This window comes from Neochlamydia sp. S13, from assembly GCF_000648235.2.
In the GTDB taxonomy this organism is placed as follows: Bacteria; Chlamydiota; Chlamydiia; order Chlamydiales; family Parachlamydiaceae; genus Neochlamydia.
Window position 1 is genome coordinate 1,867,769 of sequence record NZ_AP017977.1, and the last position, 22,794, is coordinate 1,890,562.

General features: G+C 38.7%; 18 protein-coding genes. 11 read left to right on the plus strand and 7 right to left on the minus strand.

Annotation, left to right across the window (positions count from 1 at the left end):
• Positions 1-293: 293 nt before the first annotated feature.
• Positions 294-1,013 carry a ComF family protein gene (locus TY21_RS07270; protein WP_042240057.1) on the minus strand — a complete coding sequence of 240 codons (720 nt, stop codon included), beginning with the start codon at positions 1,011-1,013 and terminating at the stop codon, positions 294-296.
• The gene (locus TY21_RS07275; RefSeq protein WP_042240060.1) at positions 1,013-1,963 is read right to left on the minus strand and encodes a hypothetical protein; all 951 of its coding nucleotides are present in this window, start codon (positions 1,961-1,963) and stop codon (positions 1,013-1,015) included. The genes TY21_RS07270 and TY21_RS07275 overlap by 1 nt, the downstream gene beginning before the upstream one ends.
• A gap of 746 nt (positions 1,964-2,709) precedes the next feature.
• On the opposite strand from TY21_RS07275, the gene TY21_RS07280 reads away from it, so the two are divergent.
• The 6 genes from TY21_RS07280 (at position 2,710) to TY21_RS07305 (ending at position 9,628) form a co-directional block, all read left to right on the plus strand.
• On the plus strand, positions 2,710-4,245 hold the full coding sequence (locus TY21_RS07280) for a Na(+)-transporting NADH-quinone reductase subunit B (protein ID WP_042240062.1): 1,536 nt from the start codon (positions 2,710-2,712) through the stop codon (positions 4,243-4,245).
• The gene (gene nqrC / locus TY21_RS07285) at positions 4,226-5,158 is read left to right on the plus strand and encodes an NADH:ubiquinone reductase (Na(+)-transporting) subunit C (RefSeq protein WP_042240065.1); all 933 of its coding nucleotides are present in this window, start codon (positions 4,226-4,228) and stop codon (positions 5,156-5,158) included. Before TY21_RS07280 ends, nqrC begins: the two co-directional genes overlap by 20 nt.
• A 138-nt stretch (positions 5,159-5,296) precedes the next feature.
• A complete protein-coding gene (gene nqrD / locus TY21_RS07290) occupies positions 5,297-5,935 on the plus strand; it encodes an NADH:ubiquinone reductase (Na(+)-transporting) subunit D (protein ID WP_042240070.1) in 639 nt (212 codons plus the stop codon).
• A gap of 6 nt (positions 5,936-5,941) precedes the next feature.
• Positions 5,942-6,679, plus strand: a complete 738-nt coding sequence (gene nqrE, locus TY21_RS07295; protein ID WP_042240072.1) for an NADH:ubiquinone reductase (Na(+)-transporting) subunit E — start codon at positions 5,942-5,944, stop codon at positions 6,677-6,679.
• Between the two features lie 934 nt (positions 6,680-7,613).
• The gene (locus TY21_RS07300; RefSeq protein ID WP_042240074.1) at positions 7,614-9,236 is read left to right on the plus strand and encodes a hypothetical protein; all 1,623 of its coding nucleotides are present in this window, start codon (positions 7,614-7,616) and stop codon (positions 9,234-9,236) included.
• 68 nt (positions 9,237-9,304) lie between these two features.
• The gene (locus tag TY21_RS07305; protein ID WP_042240077.1) at positions 9,305-9,628 is read left to right on the plus strand and encodes a hypothetical protein; all 324 of its coding nucleotides are present in this window, start codon (positions 9,305-9,307) and stop codon (positions 9,626-9,628) included.
• A gap of 114 nt (positions 9,629-9,742) precedes the next feature.
• On the opposite strand, the gene gcvH is transcribed toward TY21_RS07305, so the two are convergent.
• The 5 genes from gcvH to TY21_RS07330 all read right to left on the minus strand — a co-directional run bounded on the left by gcvH (position 9,743) and on the right by TY21_RS07330 (position 15,226).
• Positions 9,743-10,102 carry a glycine cleavage system protein GcvH gene (gcvH, locus tag TY21_RS07310; RefSeq protein WP_079979874.1) on the minus strand — a complete coding sequence of 120 codons (360 nt, stop codon included), beginning with the start codon at positions 10,100-10,102 and terminating at the stop codon, positions 9,743-9,745.
• A gap of 155 nt (positions 10,103-10,257) precedes the next feature.
• The gene (locus TY21_RS07315; RefSeq protein WP_042240083.1) at positions 10,258-10,887 is read right to left on the minus strand and encodes a hypothetical protein; all 630 of its coding nucleotides are present in this window, start codon (positions 10,885-10,887) and stop codon (positions 10,258-10,260) included.
• A 117-nt stretch (positions 10,888-11,004) separates the two neighbouring features.
• Positions 11,005-13,398 (minus strand): hypothetical protein, encoded by a 2,394-nt coding sequence (locus tag TY21_RS07320; RefSeq protein WP_042240086.1) that lies wholly within the window; start codon positions 13,396-13,398, stop codon positions 11,005-11,007.
• A gap of 358 nt (positions 13,399-13,756) precedes the next feature.
• Positions 13,757-14,470 (minus strand): lipoate--protein ligase family protein, encoded by a 714-nt coding sequence (locus TY21_RS07325; protein ID WP_042240089.1) that lies wholly within the window; start codon positions 14,468-14,470, stop codon positions 13,757-13,759.
• Between the two features lie 57 nt (positions 14,471-14,527).
• A complete protein-coding gene (locus TY21_RS07330; protein ID WP_042240091.1) occupies positions 14,528-15,226 on the minus strand; it encodes a hypothetical protein in 699 nt (232 codons plus the stop codon).
• A gap of 168 nt (positions 15,227-15,394) precedes the next feature.
• Between TY21_RS07330 and rnc the strand changes: the two genes are divergently transcribed.
• From rnc to TY21_RS11340, 5 genes are all read left to right on the plus strand, one after another.
• Positions 15,395-16,126, plus strand: coding sequence for a ribonuclease III (gene rnc, locus TY21_RS07335; RefSeq protein WP_042240093.1), 732 nt, complete (start codon positions 15,395-15,397; stop codon positions 16,124-16,126).
• 7 nt (positions 16,127-16,133) lie between these two features.
• A complete protein-coding gene (gene radA, locus TY21_RS07340) occupies positions 16,134-17,510 on the plus strand; it encodes a DNA repair protein RadA (RefSeq protein ID WP_042240097.1) in 1,377 nt (458 codons plus the stop codon).
• A 70-nt stretch (positions 17,511-17,580) separates the two neighbouring features.
• Entirely contained in the window at positions 17,581-18,894 is a 1,314-nt protein-coding gene (hemC, locus tag TY21_RS11055) for a hydroxymethylbilane synthase (RefSeq protein WP_158623045.1), read from the plus strand.
• A 253-nt stretch (positions 18,895-19,147) separates the two neighbouring features.
• Positions 19,148-20,518, plus strand: coding sequence for a leucine-rich repeat domain-containing protein (locus TY21_RS11335; RefSeq protein WP_052354474.1), 1,371 nt, complete (start codon positions 19,148-19,150; stop codon positions 20,516-20,518).
• A gap of 236 nt (positions 20,519-20,754) precedes the next feature.
• A complete protein-coding gene (locus TY21_RS11340) occupies positions 20,755-22,359 on the plus strand; it encodes a leucine-rich repeat domain-containing protein (protein WP_197725044.1) in 1,605 nt (534 codons plus the stop codon).
• The last annotated feature ends 435 nt before the right edge of the window (positions 22,360-22,794 follow it).

Sequence of the window (22,794 nt, forward strand, 5' to 3'; positions counted from 1 at the left end):
TTATCCACAATAACTTACGTTTTTAGATGAGGTCGCTTCTTCTTTCCTTAAGTAATAGAGTTTTTGCTTTTTTTGATCCTTTCGGATGATTACTTTTTAGCAAAGCTTGGCGAGCCAGTAAATTAGAAGGCTCGGCCTTAATTGAAGTATTTTCCCACGATATCCATTAAACTCTCCCCTGCTTAGCAAATAAAAAAAGCTCTATAGGATGTTTGATACCTGCTAAAGAGGGATTAGCTTTTTTGGAATATAAAAAAGAGCTTTAATGAGGAGATAAGCGTAGTGATGGGACATTAAATGGATTTACAGAACGAAAGCCCATAAATATCTTTAGGGAATCCTTCATAAAGAACTTCTGCGCAACAATTCAAAGTATGACCAGTCCGCACCTTATCTTTTACTAACAAAATCACCTTATCTTGCACATTAATTTCTTTTTTTAATAAAAAAGAATTGGTACTTAAATAATTCCCTCGCTGTTTTGCTTTTCCTTCATAGTCCTCATTCCACAAAGTTTTATACAAAAGAGATTGCACCGGGCGCTTCACTATCTCTCCTAAAGATTCTGCTAATAAAAGGCTTGCATTATACCCTTGTGAGATACGCTGCGTAAAGGTTAAGGGTACGGGTACAATTAAATCGGGTAACGGCCATTTTAGATTTAAGAGCTGTAAAACCATGTAAGCTGCTGCCCCTTGAGCTAGATAGGGTTGATTCGCATACTTAAGCTTATTTATTAGAGAAGCTGCCACATCCTGATCATCAAATGCTGCTGCATATTTTTTTAACACAGGTGGTTGCATAAAGCAAAGATAGCAAATAGGATGTTCAGGTTCATATTCTGCACTAAAGCAGCAGGGACAGCGCTCTTCCCTATTTATAAGAGTCAGTTGAAGGGCACACTTAATGCAAAGGCCCCCTTTACCATGGCAAATAGGAGTAGCACAATGCATGCACCTTAAAGGATAAATAAAATCGATAAAAGCAGCTAAAATATTGCCAAGCTTGGCCATTATCTTACAGGAATCTCTTCAAACATTTTTTGCATTTGCTGCTCCATATAAACATTTATAGTAGAATGGTATTCAGGATAGTTTAATTTAAACCATGCGTTTAACTTATGGACCACTTGCAAAAAATCTGGCTGACTATAAGCAGAATTTTTCATGCGCTCATCTTTTGTAAGCTTACCCACATCTAAATGTATAGCCCTATCTTGTACAAAGCCTGTATTATGCATGACGCCATGATCTCTATCGTAAATGCCTTTGTTATATTCTAAGAGATAAAGATCGAAGATCTGTTGGATGCGTTTTTTTACCCCCGACATATCTTGTGCCCCCATGAGGGTCATCATTTCTGCACGAGTAGTATTAGCCTTCTCTTGAAGAATAAAAGGTACCTGATCTAAATCGACCTGCCTCTCTATGCCTATTTTATCTTTAACAGCCACAATTTTATGCAAGTTAACACTCTTATTTAAATGTATATAAATTAAACCGGACTCATGAGCATGAATATTATAAGCTAAGCGATAACCATCAAAAACACTATTTAATAACCTATGCTTACGCTCTCTTTGCTTGTCTTTGTAAACTTTCAGCGGACCTATGGGAGGAATAAGAGAAATAAAAACAGAAGGTTTAAGATGCTTAAATTTAAAAAACTTGAGAATATATTTATCGTCTGCACTCTTAAAAGCATAGGACTGAGCCCCTTTTCCAACATAGTAAAATTTTTGATCCAAAATATTATCGAGTTGCTGTTGCTCTTCTTTAGGCAGAGAGGGAACTTCCCATTCGTGGCGATAAGGCATATTATAGCTAATATTAGATAATCGAAAATCATCGGTCATTTTAAAATATAAGCGTGTTAAACCAAAGAGCCCTAAACTTATTAATAACACCCTTACCCATTTATTGAGGAATTTATTTCTTGTATTTTTAAAGAGCGTTTTGCACATGCTATTCTTCCTAGCCTCTGGATTAAAGTAAAAAAGTCAAATTATAAATTATCAGCAAGTATGTGTAAAGCATAAGTCCCTAGACACACTGTTAATCAATCCATCTTAAAATCACACCCTTTACCCCTAGAAAGCAAAACCTCATTTAATTTTTTTGGTTTAATGTTTTAGCTGCTTTTAGAGCCAGTGGCTGAATACTTATGATCTCTAACCCCTTAAGAATACGAACATTTTTTATATCAAACTAATCCACCAAGCTTTAATTAGATAAATTGCTTTCAACTCCTGGATGACTCGGCTTTTAGTAAGCGGTCACAGGAAGCAGCGTTATTCAACCTTTTGATACTGAGTAAAAAAATGCAAATTAAAAAGCTTAGCAAATAAAATACAGGTATTAGCGCAGATTATTGATTTTGCAGACGTCCAGACAATCGCATCTGAAAAGGTGGATTATCCATAACCGCCTACCGATTTTATCAAAAACTTAGCAATCAAAAATCTATTAGCCGATTAAACTTTTACAGGGTTTAGATGGAATGAAAAAATTATAATTTTTTAAAAGCCTAGCCTGCCAGCAAAGGCTTTGAGGACAATTAACTTTCTATTAATTAACCTACAACTCATAAAAAAATACTACAAAAAAATTTAACGAGGCCATTCTCCTCTCAACTTTTCGTTAATTTAAATTTTTTCATTTAATTTTTTCTTGCAGTTTTGGTACCCTCCAATTTTTACAAGGAATAGATATGCTCAGACGATTACTCAGTTCCCTCCAAAAGCTTGCTGAACCAGGCAAGCCTCTTCATAAGCTTCACCCTTTAATCAATGCGAATGATACTTTCCTTTACGAAGCAGCTGTGAATACAAGGCGAGCTCCCCATATCCGAGATGCTATTGACGTTAAGCGCTGGATGATCCTGGTGGTTATTGCTCTGTTGCCCTGTATTATGATGGCCATATGGAACACCGGTTTACTTAAATATGTCTATAGTAGCGGCGACTATAAATTAATGAATGAATATCTAGAGGCAAGTAAAAATTTCCAGGCTTATTGGGCTTTTGCTACATACGATAGCCGCTATATCCCTATTATTATGGAAGGGCTTAAAATCTTCCTTCCTCTAACGCTTCTTTCCTATGCAGTGGGAGGCTTTTGGGAGGCTTTCTTTGCCTGCGTAAGAAAGCATGAAATTTCAGAAGGGTTTCTCGTTACAGGTATTTTATATGTACTTATCCTTCCTCCCACTATCCCTTATTGGATGGCAGCGGTAGGCGTTTCTGCCGGTGTAGTCTTAGGTAAAGAGATTTTTGGAGGCTCGGGCATGAATATTGTTAATCCCGCACTCGCATGCCGAGCGTTTCTCTTTTTTACTTTTCCAGGAAAAATGAGTGGCGACGTATGGGTAGGCTCTAATCCTACTATTATACGCGAAAGCCTGCTTAAAATGAATCAAGAAGGGCAAACTACAGCCTTTGATGGATATTCCCAAGCGACAAAATTAGCTATTTTTAATGTCCCTCAGGACATTAAACGTATTCATATCGATACGATTGCTACCCATGCTATAGGAACAGATGTAAGCACAATCCAGACCATTCGTACGCAATTTGATCAATGGAATTCCCTTACTCATCAAAATGCCACGCTAGGCCAGCTTACGATGGACCAAATAAAAAGCTTTGTGACTAGCCCTCTTGCTGAAGGAGGGTTGGGTCTTTCCAGTGGATATTATGAAGATGCTTATCACTTCTCTTCCTTAAATTACGGCCTGGGAAATAATCATGACTGGAGCTTTTTTCTAGGCAATAAACTAGGTTGCCTAGGTGAGACCTCCACTTTAGCTTGCCTTTTAGGCGCTCTATTTCTTATATGGACTGGGATTGGTTCATGGCGAACCATATTAGGAATGCTGCTAGGCGCATTTGGGACGGCTCTTTTATTTCAGCTAAGTTCAAGCTATTTGTTCCCTAACCAGGGAGCATGGACAGCCGCCCAGTTTGGTTTTCCCGCCTATAAACATCTTCTATTGGGAGGGCTTGCTTTTGGATTGGTTTTTATGGCGACTGATCCCGTTTCCTCTCCCTCCATTCCTCTTGCCAAATGGATATACGGAATTTTCTGTGGCATGGTGACTTTAGTCATCCGTGTCATCAATCCGGCTTATCCTGAAGGGGTAATGCTAGCTATTTTAATGGGCAACGTCTTTGCCCCTTTATTTGACTACTATGCCGTCAAGCACTTTAGAAAAAGGAGCATTAGCCGTGTCCGCATCCGTTCCTAAAAAAGCCATGAGCAATACTTACACTATCTTTTTTATGATTGTTTTAAGTTTTGCCTGTGCCCTTATTTTATCGATTTTGGCAAGTGTCTTAGAAAAGCCTAAAGAAGTGGCCAAAGAGCTAGATAGAAGCAAACAAATGATGATTGCTGCTAAGCTTTTGGATCACCAGGATTATTTCCTTGTACAAGACCCTCAAGGGAATTACCTCTCTGCCAACTATGAAGAAGGAAGGTTAGTTCCTAGCAATTCTTCCCAGATGGCTACCCAAAGCCAACTGCTTGATATTTATAGTAAACGTATAATCCCCTTGCTGGTAGACAAAGAGGGTAATATCAAAACTTTTGAGGAAGAGAAAATCAACTACACTGATTATCTTGCGGCTTACCGCAAAACGGGTTACTATCAACTACCTCTTATGCTGGTTTACAAAATTCTTCCCAATCCGGCTGATAAAGAGAGCAATATTAACTCTGCGGTGGAAGGATATGTTATACCTATCAATGGCTTGGGCTTATGGGATGCCATTTACGGCTATTTAGCTATCAAACCTGATGGCAACACGGTAATAGGCATTTCTTGGTATGATCAGAAAGAAACGCCTGGCTTGGGGGCCAACATTTCTGAAGCCTACTGGCAAAGTCTTTTCCCTAATAAGCAAATCTTTCAACAGAATGCTGATGGCAAAACTGATTTTAAGTCAGCGCCGCTCGGCCTTACTGTTGTCAAAGGCAAAGTTGCCGAAAGCTTAGGCACTATCCCTAAAGCCAAAAGCGCCGTTGATGGCATGGCAGGTGCTACTCTTACAGGTAATGGAGTCACCGATGCCTATCGCAATGTCCTTGCACCCTATCGTCCCTTTCTTACTAAGCTTCATCAGACTTACTCTCTTTCTCAAGAAAAAATGCATAACTAATAAAGAGGCTCTCTTGCCGCCTTAAAAAATAAACGATAAGCAAAGCAACCCTTGAAACAAATAGTATTAAAGATTATAAGAAAATTCAATTGTAGATGAAAAACGTAACGCTGTCTTTTGCTTAAGGAGGAAGATCGAATGGTATCGACAAATGCATCTGCTCGTTCATATTTGACTTCTCAGCTTTGGGGAGGCAATCAAATCCTAGTAGCGGTACTGGGCATTTGCTCGGCTTTAGGAGTTACGAATAGACTTTCTGTCTCGCTCACCATGGGCCTTTCGGTAGCCTTTGTCACCGCTTTTTCTTCCTTATTTGTTTCACTTCTTAGAAAAGTTACTCCCGATAGCGTACGTATGATTACCCAACTAGCCATCATTTCTGTTTTTGTAATTATCATTGATCAATTCTTACAAGCCTATTTTTTTAGCATCTCTAAAGTTTTAAGCGTTTTTGTGGGACTAATTATTACTAACTGTATAGTCATGGGACGTACCGAGGGGATGGCAAAGAATGTAGGACCCCTCTGTGCATTCATGGATGGACTAGGTGCTGGCTTAGGCTATGCATGGGTGCTAATGGTAGTAGGTGGTATTCGAGAATTGTTCGGCTTTGGACAGCTGTTTGGCTACCAAATTATTCCCTATAGCTGGTATGCGACAGCTACCCACCCCAATGGGTATGATAATTTTGCTCTGATGGTTAGCCCTCCAGCTGCGTTTTTTATTATAGGCGGCATGATCTGGGTATTTAACACCCTCAATAGGAACGAAGGATAAAAGTTTATGTGGATGGGAAATTACGAGCCTTTAAATTTATTAGGTCTTCTTTTACAAGCTGTATTTATTGAAAATTTCCTTTTAGCTAACTTTTTAGGCATGTGCACCTATTTAGCCTGCTCGACCAAATTAAAAACAGCCAATGGTCTAGGCTTAGCAGTTGTGTTTGTCCTCACTGTTTCCGGCATCCTCAATTGGTTTGTCCATCGTTTTGTTACAGGTGCAGGAGCTCTCGGCTGGCTTTCTGTTTTTGGCCTTGAAGCTTCTCAAATCAACCTAAACTTTTTAGAATTTTTACTTTTTATTTCCGTTATTGCAGGCTTTGTGCAAATCCTTGAAATCATCATAGAAAAGGTTGCTCCCGCTTTATATATGTCTTTAGGACTTTATCTACCCCTGATTGCCGTTAATTGTGCCATCCTAGGAGCCTGCCTTTTTGCTGTTACACGCGATTATCCTTTTTGGCCCAATCTGGTATATGTTTTTGGCTCAGGTCTCGGGTGGTGGTTAGCAATAGCTCTTATTGCCGCTATCCGCGAAAAACTAGCTACCTCGAAGGTAATCCCCGCTCTTAAAGGAATGGGCATTACTTTCATGATGAGTGGATTAATGGCCATGGCTTTTCAAGGATTTACAGGGATTAAACTAGCCATACCTACAGGTAAACCATCAAATGTCGACACGCAGATGATGCCATTTTCACAAGTAGAAAAGATATATAGTGAGACTCCTTTAAAAAGCTGATAAGCCACGGCTATAGCAATTAAAAAACTTCCTTCTTAGGTTTACTTTACCCTCCTTCTCTATTTTATAGGAGGAAAGTCCCTTTTCATTTTAAATTTCTTATTCGAAAATAAAGTTAAAGGAATAAATGCTTGCGTATAAAATTATTCTCTAAAGGCCTCAAGAATCTTTTAAAATTGAATAGACGCTCACTATCATCCTCCTAAAAAGCCAATAGATACCCTACTAGCTTGGATGATATTAGCGTGCTTATGTTCTGAGTAATTGACTTAAATATTCTAAAGTTCCTATCGGTTGCGTGAAGTTTTTTAAATACGTTACATTAAAGTAAGCATTGTCAGGACATTTCTACATAAATAAATTTTTAGTTTATTTGCATAAAGCTTTTAAAAAACATTTTTCTTCCCTTTTTAGTGTTAAAAATAGTGCGAACTTCAGGATTTTCTCCTTCTAAAAATCGTAAGGTATAAGAATAGAAATCTCTGATTCTTCAATCGATAAGCTTACAAAAACCTAGTATGATAACTAGGGGCCTACTAGAAAAAATTACCGGGCCTCTTAAATCTTTAAGAACCAAGCCCCGTAAAACGAGGCCAGGCCTACTAGTCCGAGGGCTTTAAACTTCCTATCTAGTGGTTAGTCTTATTCGCTTTTTTGTTCTCAAGAAAAGCCTAAAAACAAGTCAATTTTTATCCTTTTCTATCTTCTCATTCTGTAAGCTGCTTGAATTTTCATTAAAATAGGATAGAAGGCTACTCGCTACCTTATGGGTTTCTTTCATTTATCGCCCTCTTTTCCTCATAAACTATTATAATTAAAAAATTAAATTCAGCTTTTTATAAAACTATTTATTATAAAAAAATAAAATATTATAATTAAATTAATAAAAGTAATTGTTTTTAAGAAAATAAGGCGAGTAAGCTGGAGGAAATGTATGAATCCAGAAAAACTAGGCATGCGCTTGGAAGGCAATCATCAATATTTCCTTAACTCAACCGAGCAGGCCTCATCAAGTGAAAAAGAAAAAAGCATTCAAAACCAGGGAACTCCCTCAGAAGTTGAAGAAAAAATAATAGAAACTACTCCTTCTACGATAGATAAAAAAAACACATTAGAGCTTGAAGCAAAAAAGCGGCATTTGGAAGTACAACAAGCTTTACCAAGAAATGAAACTAGTAGCGAGCGCCCAACCAAAAAAGTTAAAGCAGATACCACTCAAAGTAGTGCTTTAGCTAAAACAGAAGATATTTTAAGCAAATCCTTAAACCCTGAACCCTACTACGAGGCAATGAAAAAGGGCTTTGGCCAGGCAACAGCTAAGAAAAACATTCCTAAGATTAAACAATTAATTGCTCAACAAAAGGTGAAGACAGAAGAACAACTTGCCAATGTTATCTTTAGTATGATTTCGAATAAATTTGGATTGGATAAGCCAGTGACGGGAGAAGAAATCAAGAACATGCATGCCGCTTTGTTTGAAGAACCCTTAAAAGAATTTAGCGAGCATTTTTCTTCATTAAAACAGATACCAGAAAAACCTCATGCAGCCTATCTTGTGAAAAGCCTATCTGACTGCTTCCAAGCTCTTTCTGCCTATAAGACATGTGAGGATGCTTCGCAGGCAGCAAGGGACTATCTTGACAAAAAACCAGAACCAGCCAGCTATCATCCAGGCTTGCCAGGATTTTTAAGAGACTGTCCTCCAAGCGAAATACCAGAACAACTTAAAAAAATAAAACAAATGAACGAAGAGATTGGTAATCTCTTTGAGCAAGCTTATGAAAAGTATCAAAAAGAAATCATCGATTATCAAGAGGGGCTAAAGCAATTTCCTCTTCTAAGTACTCATGCTCTCGGAAGCACAAATGTTAACGAGACATACATTTTACAAGCCAAGGGCGAGAAACTTTTTATATTCAAGCCTTGTATACAAGACAATTTTAGCCAAGATCCTACGATGGGTAGCAGAGAACAAGCAGCTTCTGGCATTAATTTAAATGGGATGTTTCCTATTCCAAAGACGGTGCAAATCAGTTTCAACAACTGGCAAGGCTCAGCTCAACTTTTTCTGCAAGAAGCTAGAAACATTTCCGAAATAGAGCAAATGCAAGCAACTGTTTCCCCAAGGGAGATGCATGCTTTGGCTATCTTTGACCTTATTTCTGGTAATGGCGATAGGCACTCGGGTAATATCTTATACAAAGCCATAGAAAATTCCTCCCCCACCCAATATAAAGCTTATGGAATTGACCACGATCGCTGCTTTAAAGGTATAGGGGAACCATTGAAAATGGAGTATTTGTCTCACCCTGCATTTAAAGCCCCATTCGACCAAAACTTGATAAGATTAGTGGATAAGACAGCAAGAGAAGGCTATGCAAAATATATGCAAAGCCGCGAAATGCCAGAAGAAGCGCTTGAATGGATGAACGAAGCTTGCCAAATTTTAGAAAAAGCTATTAAAGAAAATAAAAACTCTTTAGGGATCATCAAGCAACTTATGGAGAAGTGGAATCAGAAGCTTGAGAGGCAGGATGAAGGGTTTGATCATTATTGAGCCAACTCTCACCTTTTATAAAAAAATAATAAATGCTAACTTTAAATAAAGTAATTGAGAGAAAAAACATGCAAATAAAGCTTTTAATCAACCCTCGTAATCAGGGCATTGCGGCGGAATTAATTCCTGGGGTAGAAATAAAAATTCATGAGAAATGGATGCTTGATGCTATTACGGCTTCAGGAATTACTGTTTCCAAGGAGTTTAAAGAGCAATACCACACCGGATGGTATATTTATCCCACTGAAGATAAAGCTATTTTTGCTAAAGTTTTCGAGCAGTTTTACTTTGTGCATGGGTTACAGCAACAGGGTTATTACTGGAGAGAAAAAGACGAAGATGATCAGCTTTCCTTGGAAGAAAAGTTAGCGAAGATTATCATACTAAGTTAGGTAGACTTTGCTAAAAAGTGGTAGCCTTTAGACAAATAATAGAGTGCTTTTTCTAAAAAATTTTATCCTATAAGAGGTTGAAGAATTTGTTTTATAAGAGCTACCATCCCTTTCTCAAGAAAATTTGGCATAGTATTCTTGGGCCTCTATGAGCTTATTAAGCTCATCTAAGCTATCCATTTCTATTTTAAAAAGCCACCCTTCCTTTTCAGGAGAGGTATTTACTAGATCTGCTGCCGAAGACAGAGCAGTGTTAACCTCTATAATGGTGCCTGAAACAGGAGAATAGATATCTGTAGCGGCTTTAGTAGATTCAAGAACGGCAGCTTCTTCGCCAGCCTTTACTTTTTTGCCTATTTTCGGCAATTCTACATAGACAATTTCGCCCAATTCTTTCTGTGCATGCTTAGAAACACCTACAATTCCTATGCGATCTGCAACTTCAATCCATTCATGCGTATCGGCAAATTTCATTTTCTCTCCTAGGAAAAAAGCAATTTTTATAGTTTTAATTTGCATCAAATTTAAGGAGGTTACATCCTTACATCAATTCCCAACTTTAAATCTTTGTAGCTTAAACGATCCTTTGAATCGTCTCAATGGATAGTTTGGAGGAAATGGTTTTGCCTCTACTTGACCAAGCTTAAACTGCTCCATAAGGAAGGTTGTTGCTCGATTTGAAAGTCACGGGTGACCACCGAAAAATGTTGAGGAGACTCATTTTTGCGGTTAACTCTATAAGTAAACCCTAAGCGATCGAATTGCTCGGGATCATAGCCGACCAAGCAATGACTAGGAATAAAAATTTTCAGTGTATAACTTTGAGAAGAAAGCTGACTATTGACTTTCAACTCGTTAGCATCGCAAAGTTCATGCTTATCTTCTGTTCTAAAGCGTGTCATTTCACCCGCTTGAATGCCATCAACAGCTTCTGATAGGAAGAAAAAATGATGGCAAAAGCGTGTGTTAAATCCGGAGGTTTTCACATCCCGGGTATCAATCATTAATTCCACACTATCGCCTCGGCTTATATCAGGATGATAAGCTTGCTTGAACGGCTGTGAGACTGCCACTAAGCACTCCAGACCTTGCTCATTCCATCCTAAAGAAACTTTAGAAAAATGCTCTTCTCCACAAAGGTAGCTAGTATCTGCTAGCAAATACTTTTGGCCACTAATACCTTTAGGCGCATAATGACAATCACCTTTCAATTGAAAAAAATTAACCGGTGATAATGAGAATGATTCTTCTTCAAACATATATCTTTATATTTAAACCGCTTTAAAGAAAACCTTTAAGGATGTTTTAGCTATTTCTTCAGCTTGCCTATTTGGCTTTTAGGAGTCCTAATGAATTTTCTTTAAAGCATTTATTTTTTATTCTTCTTTAGCTTTATTCATGTAATCAAGTGACAAAGCTTTCTTTTCTTTAAGCATCTGCAGCAATTTTTGCATATAGATACGCTGTCCCTCAGCAGAGAGGACATTATACAACTGGTGCACTTTGGGCCCGGCCACTGCGCTAGTCGAAGCTTCTCTTTTTTCTAAGTGGAAAAAATTAATATCTCCATTTCCTGGAGTATTGACTTGGCTCCATGCCCCCACTTGCATAGCAAAAATTTCATGAGCATTCAAATCACTGTTTAAGTCGCTCCGTAAGCCGCGGTAAGCTGTTTGGATTAACTTCCATTGGTTCTCTAAAGGCTGGCGTTTCGCTACCTTCTCCTCGGATCCTTCCTGAGCGGTATAAATCCAATTTTGCGCATTAGAAGGATCTTTTTCCAAGCTAAAGCGAACCTCACGCATGTAAGCATATAAACGCAAGGAGGCCAAGTAATCCCCTAAGAAAATAGAAGGTGCCGGTTGAGGAGCTGTGGCTTCCTTATAATCTGCTTCAATAGCTTGACGTATTTTTGCAAAATATTGATCCGCTACCAGATCCTGTACATCTGCTAAAGGTTTCCACGAGCCATCAGTTTTTTTATATTGTGAAGGCTCTTTCTCACGAATTTTTACGTAATAAGCTTCTAACTCTTTTTGTAGTAAGGGCTCTAATACATCTTGCTCCTCTGCTTCAGCAAAAGTCATAATTTCATGCTCAGAAGCCCGATCAATAACACTTATACGATAATAGGTGAGATTATCAGGAGAATACTGCGTAAGCTCTTCTGCTGCTGAATTGATAGCTTCTCCTTGTAAAGAAGCTTGCTCTAATAGCTGTATAAGTTCTGGCCGTTTTTCTCCCACAGCAAAGGCTACTTTGCCCCCCTTAGTGCCAATTGACACCTCGCTTTTCTTAGCAGCAGCCTTCTCTAATGCTTGCTTTATCCATTCAGGATGGAGATCAACGATCGCAGCGCGGGCAAAAGCATCCACCAGCCCTCTGGTTTTATCGTCTAAATCATCTAAAGCTAAGAAACGTTCCTCGCGCGTGCTCCCTTTTCTAATCCCTAATTCTGGAAATTTCTTTTTTAATATCTCCCAATTGTGCTCTTCAACTTCCCAATTCCAGGTGTCTTTAATGCTGACCTTAGCTTGAAGATCTCTTTTATTTACCTGTGCTACCTCCAGAATATAGCGCTTATGCAGTAATTCGGGAAATTTTTTGGTTATTGCTTCCCGGGTTAAAAATTTAGTCGGTAACATTAAAAGGTTTTTTGTATCTTCTGGCCGCTGGCTGACGGCTTTAAGATAAATTTCTAGCTTTTGCATCTTGCGATAGCTATCCATTCGCAAGCTTTCTGGTAGTTGAAAAATTTGCCCTACAACTCCTTCCTTTGTATATCCTTGAAGTTTTGTGATGCTAAATGGATCCACGACTAGCGCATTACCAATATCATGGAAAAGACGGCGAAATAACAAAACATCTCGCCAAACTTTTATTGCTTTATTTTGGTCCATCCCCATACGGCGTAGCTGCTCATCGAAGTATTGCTGTAGGTTAGCTACTCCTAAATTAGGGTTGTTTATATTTTCCTGATAACTTTTAGCAGCATGTTGCATCAACTCCGCTAAAGCTTCTTCTTTTGAAACTCTATAGCCTTTTTGTTCAGCTATTTTAGCACTATTAATAATGAATTGAGCAATAAGACGCACAAAACGAGGGCCAAACCAATCCTCTGCCGTATGGTATCCAAAAAGAGAAAGGTCTTGATAGTCAAGATTATCATCGGAAGGCAGCCAAGAATATTGTCTTTCTTGGTAGCGTAAAACTTGTCTTAACAAGGGGGCCGGAAATTGCTTTTCTTGTAGGAACAAAGTTATACGCGCTTGCAACGCCTCCATCTCCACGGGATTAGTAGTTGCTTGCAATAGATTATAATTAGCCTTCATCTGAGGAGAAAAATAAGACCAGGCGGACTCAACATTGATAAATCCGGCTTGCGGATGACTGTAAAGAGAAAAGCGTTTTTCTTTCTCAGAACGTGCTCTTAAATCTTTTGCCAGCTCATCAGAATAGTGTGATGCCAACACCAATCCCATTCCACTTTCTAAAAAATCCTTATATATAACCCCATCATTTAAGAAATTAGGCCCCCAAACTCCTCCTAAAAGAAGTTTATCTTGCCTATCCGTGCTAATAAAATTAGATAGCTCATCAAGCTCTAAACGCTTTACTGCACTGCCGTCTACGGCTGTAAAAACCGTTTGTTCATGAGGATATTCGGTGTTAAGCGTGTTAAAAGTGCCGAAGAAAGAAAATGAAATGACAATCATCACCGTAATGACAATGAAGAAATAACGTTGATGCTTTCGTAAAAATTCTAACATGATTATGGCTATCTCCTTAAAAATCAGAAAGAGAAGATCCTAACAAAAAAGCTGCTTTCTCTCAAAGGATATCTCTTTTCTTCTTTTTAATAGGTAGAGGCCTCTACCTAATTTTCTTAATTATTGACTTTTTTAAAATAGCCTTACAGAGAGAAGAATTTAAAGAAGGCCCCTTCACCAATAGATAGGAATATTTTTTTAAGCCCCTTGAAGCATACTATAATAGAGGCTCCTTATTCTCAACATTTACCCTGCGATATAAAACGCTTATTCTCTAACCGCGCATGAAGCACGAAAATATTATCCTGGCCAATACCCTGTTCATTAAAAATCTCTCTATATTTCCGCCCGTTCTTTTTTAACAATTTTTTTCAAATTGTAGAACCAGTAAATGTCTTAGCTGGTGACGAATCTCTTCCAATTGGTTAGTGCCAGCCCCTTCTTCTAAAACATAACTATGACTTTTCATCGCTTCCAACACCTCTGTTTCTGTTTTTAGCACGGCTTTAAGCAGCGTCTCATCGGGAAAAGCAATAGATAAAGTACCTTGATGTAAAAAACCCTCACGGGTACGTCGTTGTGCCGCCCCACCGATCTTTTTACCTTCAACCATCACATCATAAATAGTAGGCTTTGCCATGCAAAAATGACGGCAAAGCTCATTGTTAGAAAGAGGTTCGATCTTTAAGAAAGCAGTCACAATTTCATTTTTGAATGCTTTTACCGCTTCGGCCACCTGCTGATTCACCCAAGCATAATTATCAAGCGTGTTTAAAGAATAGCGGGGATGTTTAGCAGGTATGATGACTGAGAAAGCTAGATCGGTCAAATGAAAAACTATTCCCCCTCCTGTCGGCCTGCGCCCTAACTGCAGTCCATGCTTTTGCACTCCTTCGGCATCTAAAAAATGTAGAGGATTAATAAAATATCCATAGGTCGCACAAGGACCCTGCCAGCCATAAAAACGCAAGATAGGATTTGCCGTGCAGTCAATGTTTTGCAAAAGTTTTAAATCTTTATCCATATTATTTTGAGCGGTGTCTACAGCGTCCTGAAGGATGATCCACTTCATTGCTTAAGCCTATGCTTTGATTTCAAAAAGTTAATAGAGAAAGATCTAGCAACTTCATTAGTTTCGGATAATAAGAGAATTGAGCTTATCTGATAATCTATCGCCGAAAACATATCCCCGATGTTTTAAACTATGCGTATGGGGATCTTTATCATTTAACACATAGATGGATCTTGGCTTAGCATATGCAATCATTAAATAACGTCCCCCTTGCGCATGCGAAAGATAGCTTAAATCAAGGGGAAGCTCGGGCTTAAAGAAAACTCCATTGCCTAATGTTTGAGGAAGAATACCAGGTGGGATTTCAAGCGATGAGGAAGGTTGCAAACAAATAACAAGGCCACAGACTAAGGGCTGCACACAGCTTTTATCTTGGAGAGAACCTACACTTTGTAAAAATTGATTGTAAAGAGTATCGGTGTTTACGTTAGCTTGCCCAGATTGACCGACAAGCAACTGATCATACCCTATACGTAGCCCTCGTGCTTCCATCAATTCCTGAGCAATTTCTGCTAAGCGTCGATTTAACACCTGTTTCTTGATTCGCTCATCTTTTCGATAGAGATCGCGTCCGCAAAGGAATACATTTTCAGTATTTTGCGATTGCGGAGCAATGTTTTTAAAAGTTAAAGAAAGGAGGCCATCAATTGCTGTATTAAGCTGTTGAATTTGCTCTAAGGAAAAAAGGCCATCAAACTCAATGGTCCCATGTTTGTAGAAATAATCTCGGTGAGATTTATCAGTGGCTAGTTTCATTATGTTTAAAATTTGGGTTAAATGTTTGCAAAGTCTAGAAAAAAGAATAACATAAAAAACAGTTAATTATCTTGAGAAATATACTTTTTTTCCATAACCGCTTGTAGCAAAAATTAAAGTTTTATTAAAAGCTACCTCAAAAATAAAAAGTGGAGTAAAATTTAACCCATGAACGCATACGATGAACTCATGAAACGTGCTACCGAGATAGAACATAAGATTGGTTATACCTTTAAAGACCGAGCTTTATTAGCTTTAGCTTTTGTGCATAGATCTTACATCAACGAAAACAAAGAAGTGGGGAAGCACAATGAACGCTTAGAATTTTTAGGAGATTCGGTTCTAGGCATGCTCATTGCAGACTATCTTTATCGCTACCTGCCCTCCACTTCGGAAGGTGAGCTCTCTGTTCTTCGCTCCCGTTTAGTAGAAGCTAGCTCCTGTTTTAATTATGTGCAAAAATATGGTTTAGGCCAATATTTACTTCTAGGAAAAGGTGAGAGAATGAATGATGGGCGAGGACGTGAATCTATTCTAGCAGACTTATTTGAAGCGATCATTGGAGCCATTTACTTAGATGGAGGCTTAGAAGTTGCCAAGCACTTTTTATTTAAAAATTTTTCTGCAGAAATCGAAGCTATATTAAAAATGCCTTTGCGCAACTTCAAAGCACTTTTCCAAGATTACTGTCAAAAGAACTTTCAACAAACACCTACTTATAAAGTTTTAGGTGAGGAAGGACCTGATCATAGTAAAATTTTTAAAATATGTGTGATGGTTCATGATCAAGCTAAGGGATATGGACACGGCTCTTCTAAAAAAGAAGCTCAGCAAGCCGCAGCAGCAGATGCGCTCGCCCACTATCGCGTTATTGCTAATCAAAAAATTAAAGAGGCCTAAATAGTTTATGGCTGCTAAACAAAAAAGCGCCTGGTATTGCTCTGAATGTGGCCACAAGCAATATAAGTGGACTGGCCAATGCCCTCAATGTACTTCTTGGAATTCTATGCATGAAGAAGTAGAGGTAGTAGGCGCCAAAACACGCTTTGAAGCCCAACAGCCTATACGCACTAGTAAGCCCGTGCGCTTAAAAGAAGTTTCTCATAAAGGAACGCCCCGGATCCGCACCTTACTGCATGAGTTTGATCGTTTAATTGGTGGAGGACTCGTTCCTGGCTCTCTTTCTTTAGTCGGTGGCGACCCTGGAATTGGAAAATCTACTCTTCTTTTGCAGATCTCTCAGGCACTAGCTATGCAAGGCTCCATTATTTTGTATGTTTGCGGAGAAGAATCTGTCGAGCAAACCTCCATGCGTGCGCAACGCTTAGGCATTGATAGCGAAAACTTGTTCCTTTTAAGTGAAACCAATTTTTCCGCTATTAAAGCTCACATCGATCAGGTAAAGCCCGACATTTTAATTATTGATTCCATTCAGATTGTCTATAAAGGGGAAATTTCTTCAGCGCCTGGATCAGTTTCACAAGTACGCGAAACTACTACAGAGTTTATGCATATCGCCAAAGGACATCAGATTGCCACTTTTCTAATTGGCCATGTAACTAAATCGGGCGAAATAGCGGGCCCTCGAGTTTTAGAACACTTAGTAGACACTGTGCTTTATTTTGAAGGAGATAAACAGAATAATTATCGTATGATTCGAGTGGTGAAAAATCGTTTTGGCCCCACGGATGAAATTGCCGTATTCCAAATGCAACAGGCGGGCTTAGTGGAGGTGCCTAATCCCTCACAAGTTTTCTTAGAAGAACGTCGCAAAGAGGCGATTGGCTCTGTGATTATTCCTACTATAGAGGGAACGCGCGCTATTTTAATAGAAACCCAAGCTTTGGTTACCGAAACTTTCTTTAGTACTCCTTCTCGCCGCTGTACAGGAATTGATCAGAATCGGCTAGCCTTGTTATTAGCGGTCTTAGAAAAGCGTATGGGCTACCAATTGCATAGGTGTGATGTATTTGTCTCGATTGCGGGGGGCATGCGTATTACAGAACCAGGCATTGATCTAGGTGTCTTATTATCTGTAGCCTCTTCAATGCGTAATCTACAAGTTGATGCGGAAACTACCGTAGTAGGTGAGGTGGGTTTGGGGGGAGAGATTCGGAGTGTGACCCGCATAGAAAGCCGGCTTAAAGAGGCTATTCATATGGGCTTTCAACACTGCTTAATCCCTAAAAGAAATGTTAAAGGTATCCCCCCGGAAATTTCCCAAAAAATCGGCATTATAGGCGTTGAGTTTGTAGAAGAAGCTGTCCAACAATTGATTAGATAAACCGTGCACTTAAAATTTTTAATAGATAGTATTTGCCTATATAGAGATCAGCGATTCAAGGGAAAAAATTATGCAAAGCTTGTCAATTAAAGTAGGTGCGCGTTCTTCTGCTTTATCTAAAGCTCAGGTTAAAGAAGTTTATCAAGAACTTTGCCGCCATCATGCCCATATCCTATTTGAAAACACCTATCTTGAAACCACAGGTGATAAAGATCGCATTACTTCGCTGCGCCACATAGGTAAGACAGATTTTTTTACCAAGGAAGTTGACCTTCTCCTTTTAAGCCAGCAGTGTCGTTTAGCTATACACTCAGCTAAAGATCTTCCCGAGCCCCTTCCTCCAGGCTTAGTGATCTCAGCTATCACCCATGGAGTAGACCCTGCAGATGTATTAGTGCTAAGGCCGGGTCAAACTATTGAGGACCTTCCTCCAAGAGCCTGTATTGCCACCTCCTCTCTACGTCGTGAAGAAAGGGTAAAAGAACTACGTAAAGACCTAACCTTTTGTGATTTAAGAGGAACTATCCCTGAAAGATTGGAGTTGCTTGAAAAAGGACAAGCTGATGGCGTAGTAGTAGCTGAAGCAGCTTTAATTCGTCTTAATCTTACCCATCTAAATCGCATTAAGCTACCAGGAGAAACTGTGCCTTATCAAGGCCAATTAGCTCTCATCTGCCGAGAAGATGATACTGAGATACTTGAACTAATGAGCTGTCTAGATAGCCGCAAGCCAAAACCGCAAATCCTTTATCTGGGCATAGATCTTCCTGACCAACAAGAAAAAAGCCTTAACTTTATTCATTACCCTATTATTCGCATTCATCCCCGTGCCTTCCATCAAAGTGATATTCGAGAAGGCTTTCAAGATTTTTTATCTTATACGCACTTAATTTTTACTAGCAAAAATGCAGTGCATATTTTTTTTAAAATTTTTTCTCACTATAAATATACAACCCATCATTTACATAATAAAGAAGTCATTTGCGTAGGCTCTCAGACAGCCAAAGCCTTTGCAAGCTATGCCACCCTTTCTCCTTTAATTCCTTCTGTAGAAACGGCTGAAGGAATGATAGATCTTTTGCAAGGTTTACCCCTCGCCAATCCTTATTTTTTTTGGCCCCATTCTGCTCTTTCGCGCTCTGTCCTCACCGATTTTTTTATCCAGCAAAAATGGCGTTTTCGTGAATGCATTCTTTATGATACTTTCCTTAATAAAAATTTGCGCCCCCTAGATTTAACCCTTATCGATGAAATCCATTTCACCAGCCCCTCTACAATAAATGCTTTTATAGAAAAATTTGGCGGCCTTCCTAAGAGCAAAAGGCTTAAAGCGATTGGACCTATCACGCAGTCTCATTTAATGCAAAGATTAAATTTTCCTTAACTTTTTTAGAAGACTAGAGAGATTAGCAAGTTAAGATTTATGATTCCTACTTCACCCTTACTCTCTATAATTGCGCACTTTTAATTCCCTCCATTTTTTTTTGAGGTTTCAATCTCCTTTTAGGCTTTCAAAATAAAATTGCTCAAAAAAATAAAAAGGAGTAAATTTTTGTAAAAGCTACTGTAAATCCTTAATCATTAGAAATAAGCAATCTTAAAAGCAATAATCTACTTTAACACTTTTAGGGGGTCATATGATACCATCCATTTCTACCTCTAACACTCACCCAAATTTTCGGCTTGCTGTCTCAGAAAATATAGAAGACGCCGTCTCAGGAAAGCTAATGACTCGAGCAGTTACTTTGTTTCCTTGCGGTCATACCTTTAATGAAGAGACTGTCATCTCTTGTTTAGCGCGCAATAAGCTTTGCCCTCTTGATAGCCAACTTATTGAGAGACATACACCCAACCCTACTATCAGACTCCAAGCTCAAATTGCTGAAGCCGATTTTTTATCAGAATTTTTTAGAGAACGCTATATTGCCCTTTTGGGCCATCTTTTAAATGCACCTTCTATTAAAGCAATTCCTTCCCTGGCTAACTTGTTAGAAAATCAATCTAAAATCTTAATGAGCCAATTTGGCGAACCGCTAACAGAAGAAGAAAAAATAAACTATAGTTGGACAAGGGATTTATTAGATGAAAATAAGAAAATTAGACAATTTGTCTTCAACCGGCTCCAGCAAACTCACCCAAGCGCTCCTCTCACCGTAGGTGTTTCTCTATCTCCTCTTTCCACTTCTTCGCCATCTGGCGTCCCAAAAGAAATTGGATGCTATTCACATCGATTCGTACCCCTACCCCCGCCCCCTTCCGCCGCCTTGCTTTACAACGTGATCCTTCAAGTTCATTTTCCTGAGGGAAATGGAGAGCTTATAAAACAAACTCGGATTATAGATAGGATTTATAAAATTGATTCCCATCTTTCTACTGAAGAAAAAGTGCTCTATATCTTTCAAAAGCTTTTTACATTGGCCTCTTCTCTTTCTCCATTAAGCCTTGAAGAAAATATTATAGAAAACAAAGCCTCTAACCTTTCTAATTACTCCTCCTACCTACTAAATATTAGCTGCCTATTACTCTGGCACCATCTACCGGGAGGAAGAGAGTACTTAAGTCATCCCTATATCTACACCCTACCTTTAAAGAGAAAAGCAGAGCTATTAATTCCTTGGATGAAAGAGTACTGCGTCCAACTTAATCGCCTGAATTTAAGTCATTTAAACTTTATATTTTTACCGCCCGCGATCGGACAACTTTCTCAGCTGCAAAGACTTTACTTATATAATAACCAACTAACTACTCTTCCAGCAGCTATCGGGCAGCTTTCCCAGCTGCAACGGCTTTGCTTACATAATAACCAACTAACGTCTCTTCCTGAAACCATCGGGCAGCTTTCCCAGCTGCAACGACTTTGCTTACATAATAACCAACTAACTACCCTTCCTGAAAGCATCGGGCAGCTCTCCCAGCTGCAATATCTTTTTTTATCCAATAATAAACTACGAGCTCTTCCTGAAAGTATTGGGAAGCTCTCTCAACTGAGACAGCTTTACTTAGTTTGACATGATTTATAACTGGGAATTAAAGATATGAGTTTCAAAAGAGATCTTTTATATAATTTTGCCCCTTTAATTCCATCCATGTTTTTGAGGTCTCAATCTTCTTTTAGGCTTTCAAAATAAAGTTGCTCAAAAAAAGAAAAAGAATTAAATTTTTGTAAAACCTACGGTAAATCTTAATTATTAGAAGCAAGCAATCTTATAAGTAATAACCTACTATAACACGTTTAGGAGGTTATATGATGCCCTCCCTTTCTACCTCTAACACTCACCCAAATTTTCGGCTTGCTGTCTCAGAAAATATAGAAGACGCCGTCTCAGGAAAGCTGATGACTCGAGCAGTGACTTTGTTTCCTTGCGGTCATACCTTTAATGAAGATACTGTCATCTCCTGTTTAGCGCGCAATAAGCTTTGCCCTCTCGATAGCCAACTTATTGTGAGACATACACCCAACCCTACTATCAGACTCCAAGCTAAAATTGCTGAAGACGATTTTTTATCAGAATTTTTTAGAGAACGCTATATTGCCCTTTTGGGCCATCTTTTAAATGAACCTTCTATTAAAGGCATTCCTTCCCTGGCTAACTTATTAGAAAATCAGGCTAAAGCCTTAATGAGCCAATTCGGCGAACAGCTAACAAATGAAGAAAAAATAAACTATAATTGGACAAAGAATTTATTAGATGAAAATAAAAAAGTTAGACTATTTGCCTTCCAAAGACTGCAGCAGCCTTACCAAAGCTCTCCTTCCCCTAGCATGGTTTCTCCACCTTCCGTTTTCACTTCTTCGTCATCTGGTGTCTCAAAAGAAATTGGATGCTATTCCCATCGATTCGTATCCCCGCCCCCAATTTCCGCCACCTCGCTTTACAACTTGATCCTTCAAGTTCATTTTCCAGAGGGAAATGGAGAACCTATAGAACAAACTCGTATTATAGATAAGATTTATAAAATTGACTCCAATCTTTCTACTGAAGAAAAAGTACTCTATATCTTTCAAAAGCTTTTTACATTGGCCTCTTCTCTTTCTCCATTAGGCCGTGAAGAAAATATCATAGAAAACAAAGCTTCTAACCTTTCTAATTACTCCTCCTACCTACTAAATATTAGCTGCCTATTACTCTGGCACCATCTGCCGGGAGGAACAGAGTACTTAAATAATCCCTATATCTACACCCTACCTTTAAAGAGAAAAGCAGAGCTATTAATCCCTTGGATGAAAGAGTACTGCACCCACATTAATCACCTGATTTTAAGCAACTTAAACCTTATATTTTTACCGCCAGCGATCGGGCAATTTTCCCAGCTGCAAAGACTTTACTTACATAATAACCAACTAACTACTCTTCCAGCGTCCATCGGGCAACTTTCCCAGCTACAACGACTCTACTTACATAATAACCAACTAACGTCTCTTCCTGAAACCATCGGGCAGCTTTCCCAGCTGCAACGACTCTACTTATACACCAACAATCTAAACACTCTTCCTGAAAGCATCGGACAACTTTCCCAGCTCAAAGAGCTTTTCCTATTCAATAATAGACTAAGCGCGCTTCCAGAAACCATTGGGCGACTTTGCCAGCTGCAATATCTTTTTTTATCCAATAATCAACTAAGCGCTCTTCCTGAAACTATTGGGCAGCTCTCTCAACTGAGACAGCTTTACTTAGATAACAACCAGCTAACGTCTCTTCCTGAAGCCACTGCCCAGCTTTCTCAACTCAAGAAACTGAACTTAATCAATAACCGTTTAACTACCATTCCTCAGCTTCTTACAGTCACAGAGATTTTAATACACGGAAATCCATTAATGCAATTTACCTTGAAAAAGATAAATTATTAAGCTTGTTTAAAAAAAGACTTAACTTATTTATGTCTCAAAAAAAAATATTAATTTCTTAAAATTAAAATCTCACTCAATCACTTTGCTTTAAAATACAAAATAATCCTTAAAGCCAATCAGATGGCCTATTAAGAGCTGCAAAATTTACAAATGAATTCTATGCCTGCATAAGGTGAGTGACTTAAGGGAAAAAGAAGAAACACACCTTAAAGACTCAGCTTGTCGTCGATAAGAAAAGTAAAAAAGGGATTTATAGCTCCTATTATAATGGCAAAAAGCATGATTTTAGGCTACCCAAAGAATCGCAAGTTAAAATCAATCCACAAACATATGTGTTAAGAGATTTAGGTTAGCGAGGATTAAGAAAGTCGCATGCCCCGACCCAGATGCCCAATAAAAAATGAAAGAGGAGTACTTTAACTAAAGAGAAAAAAA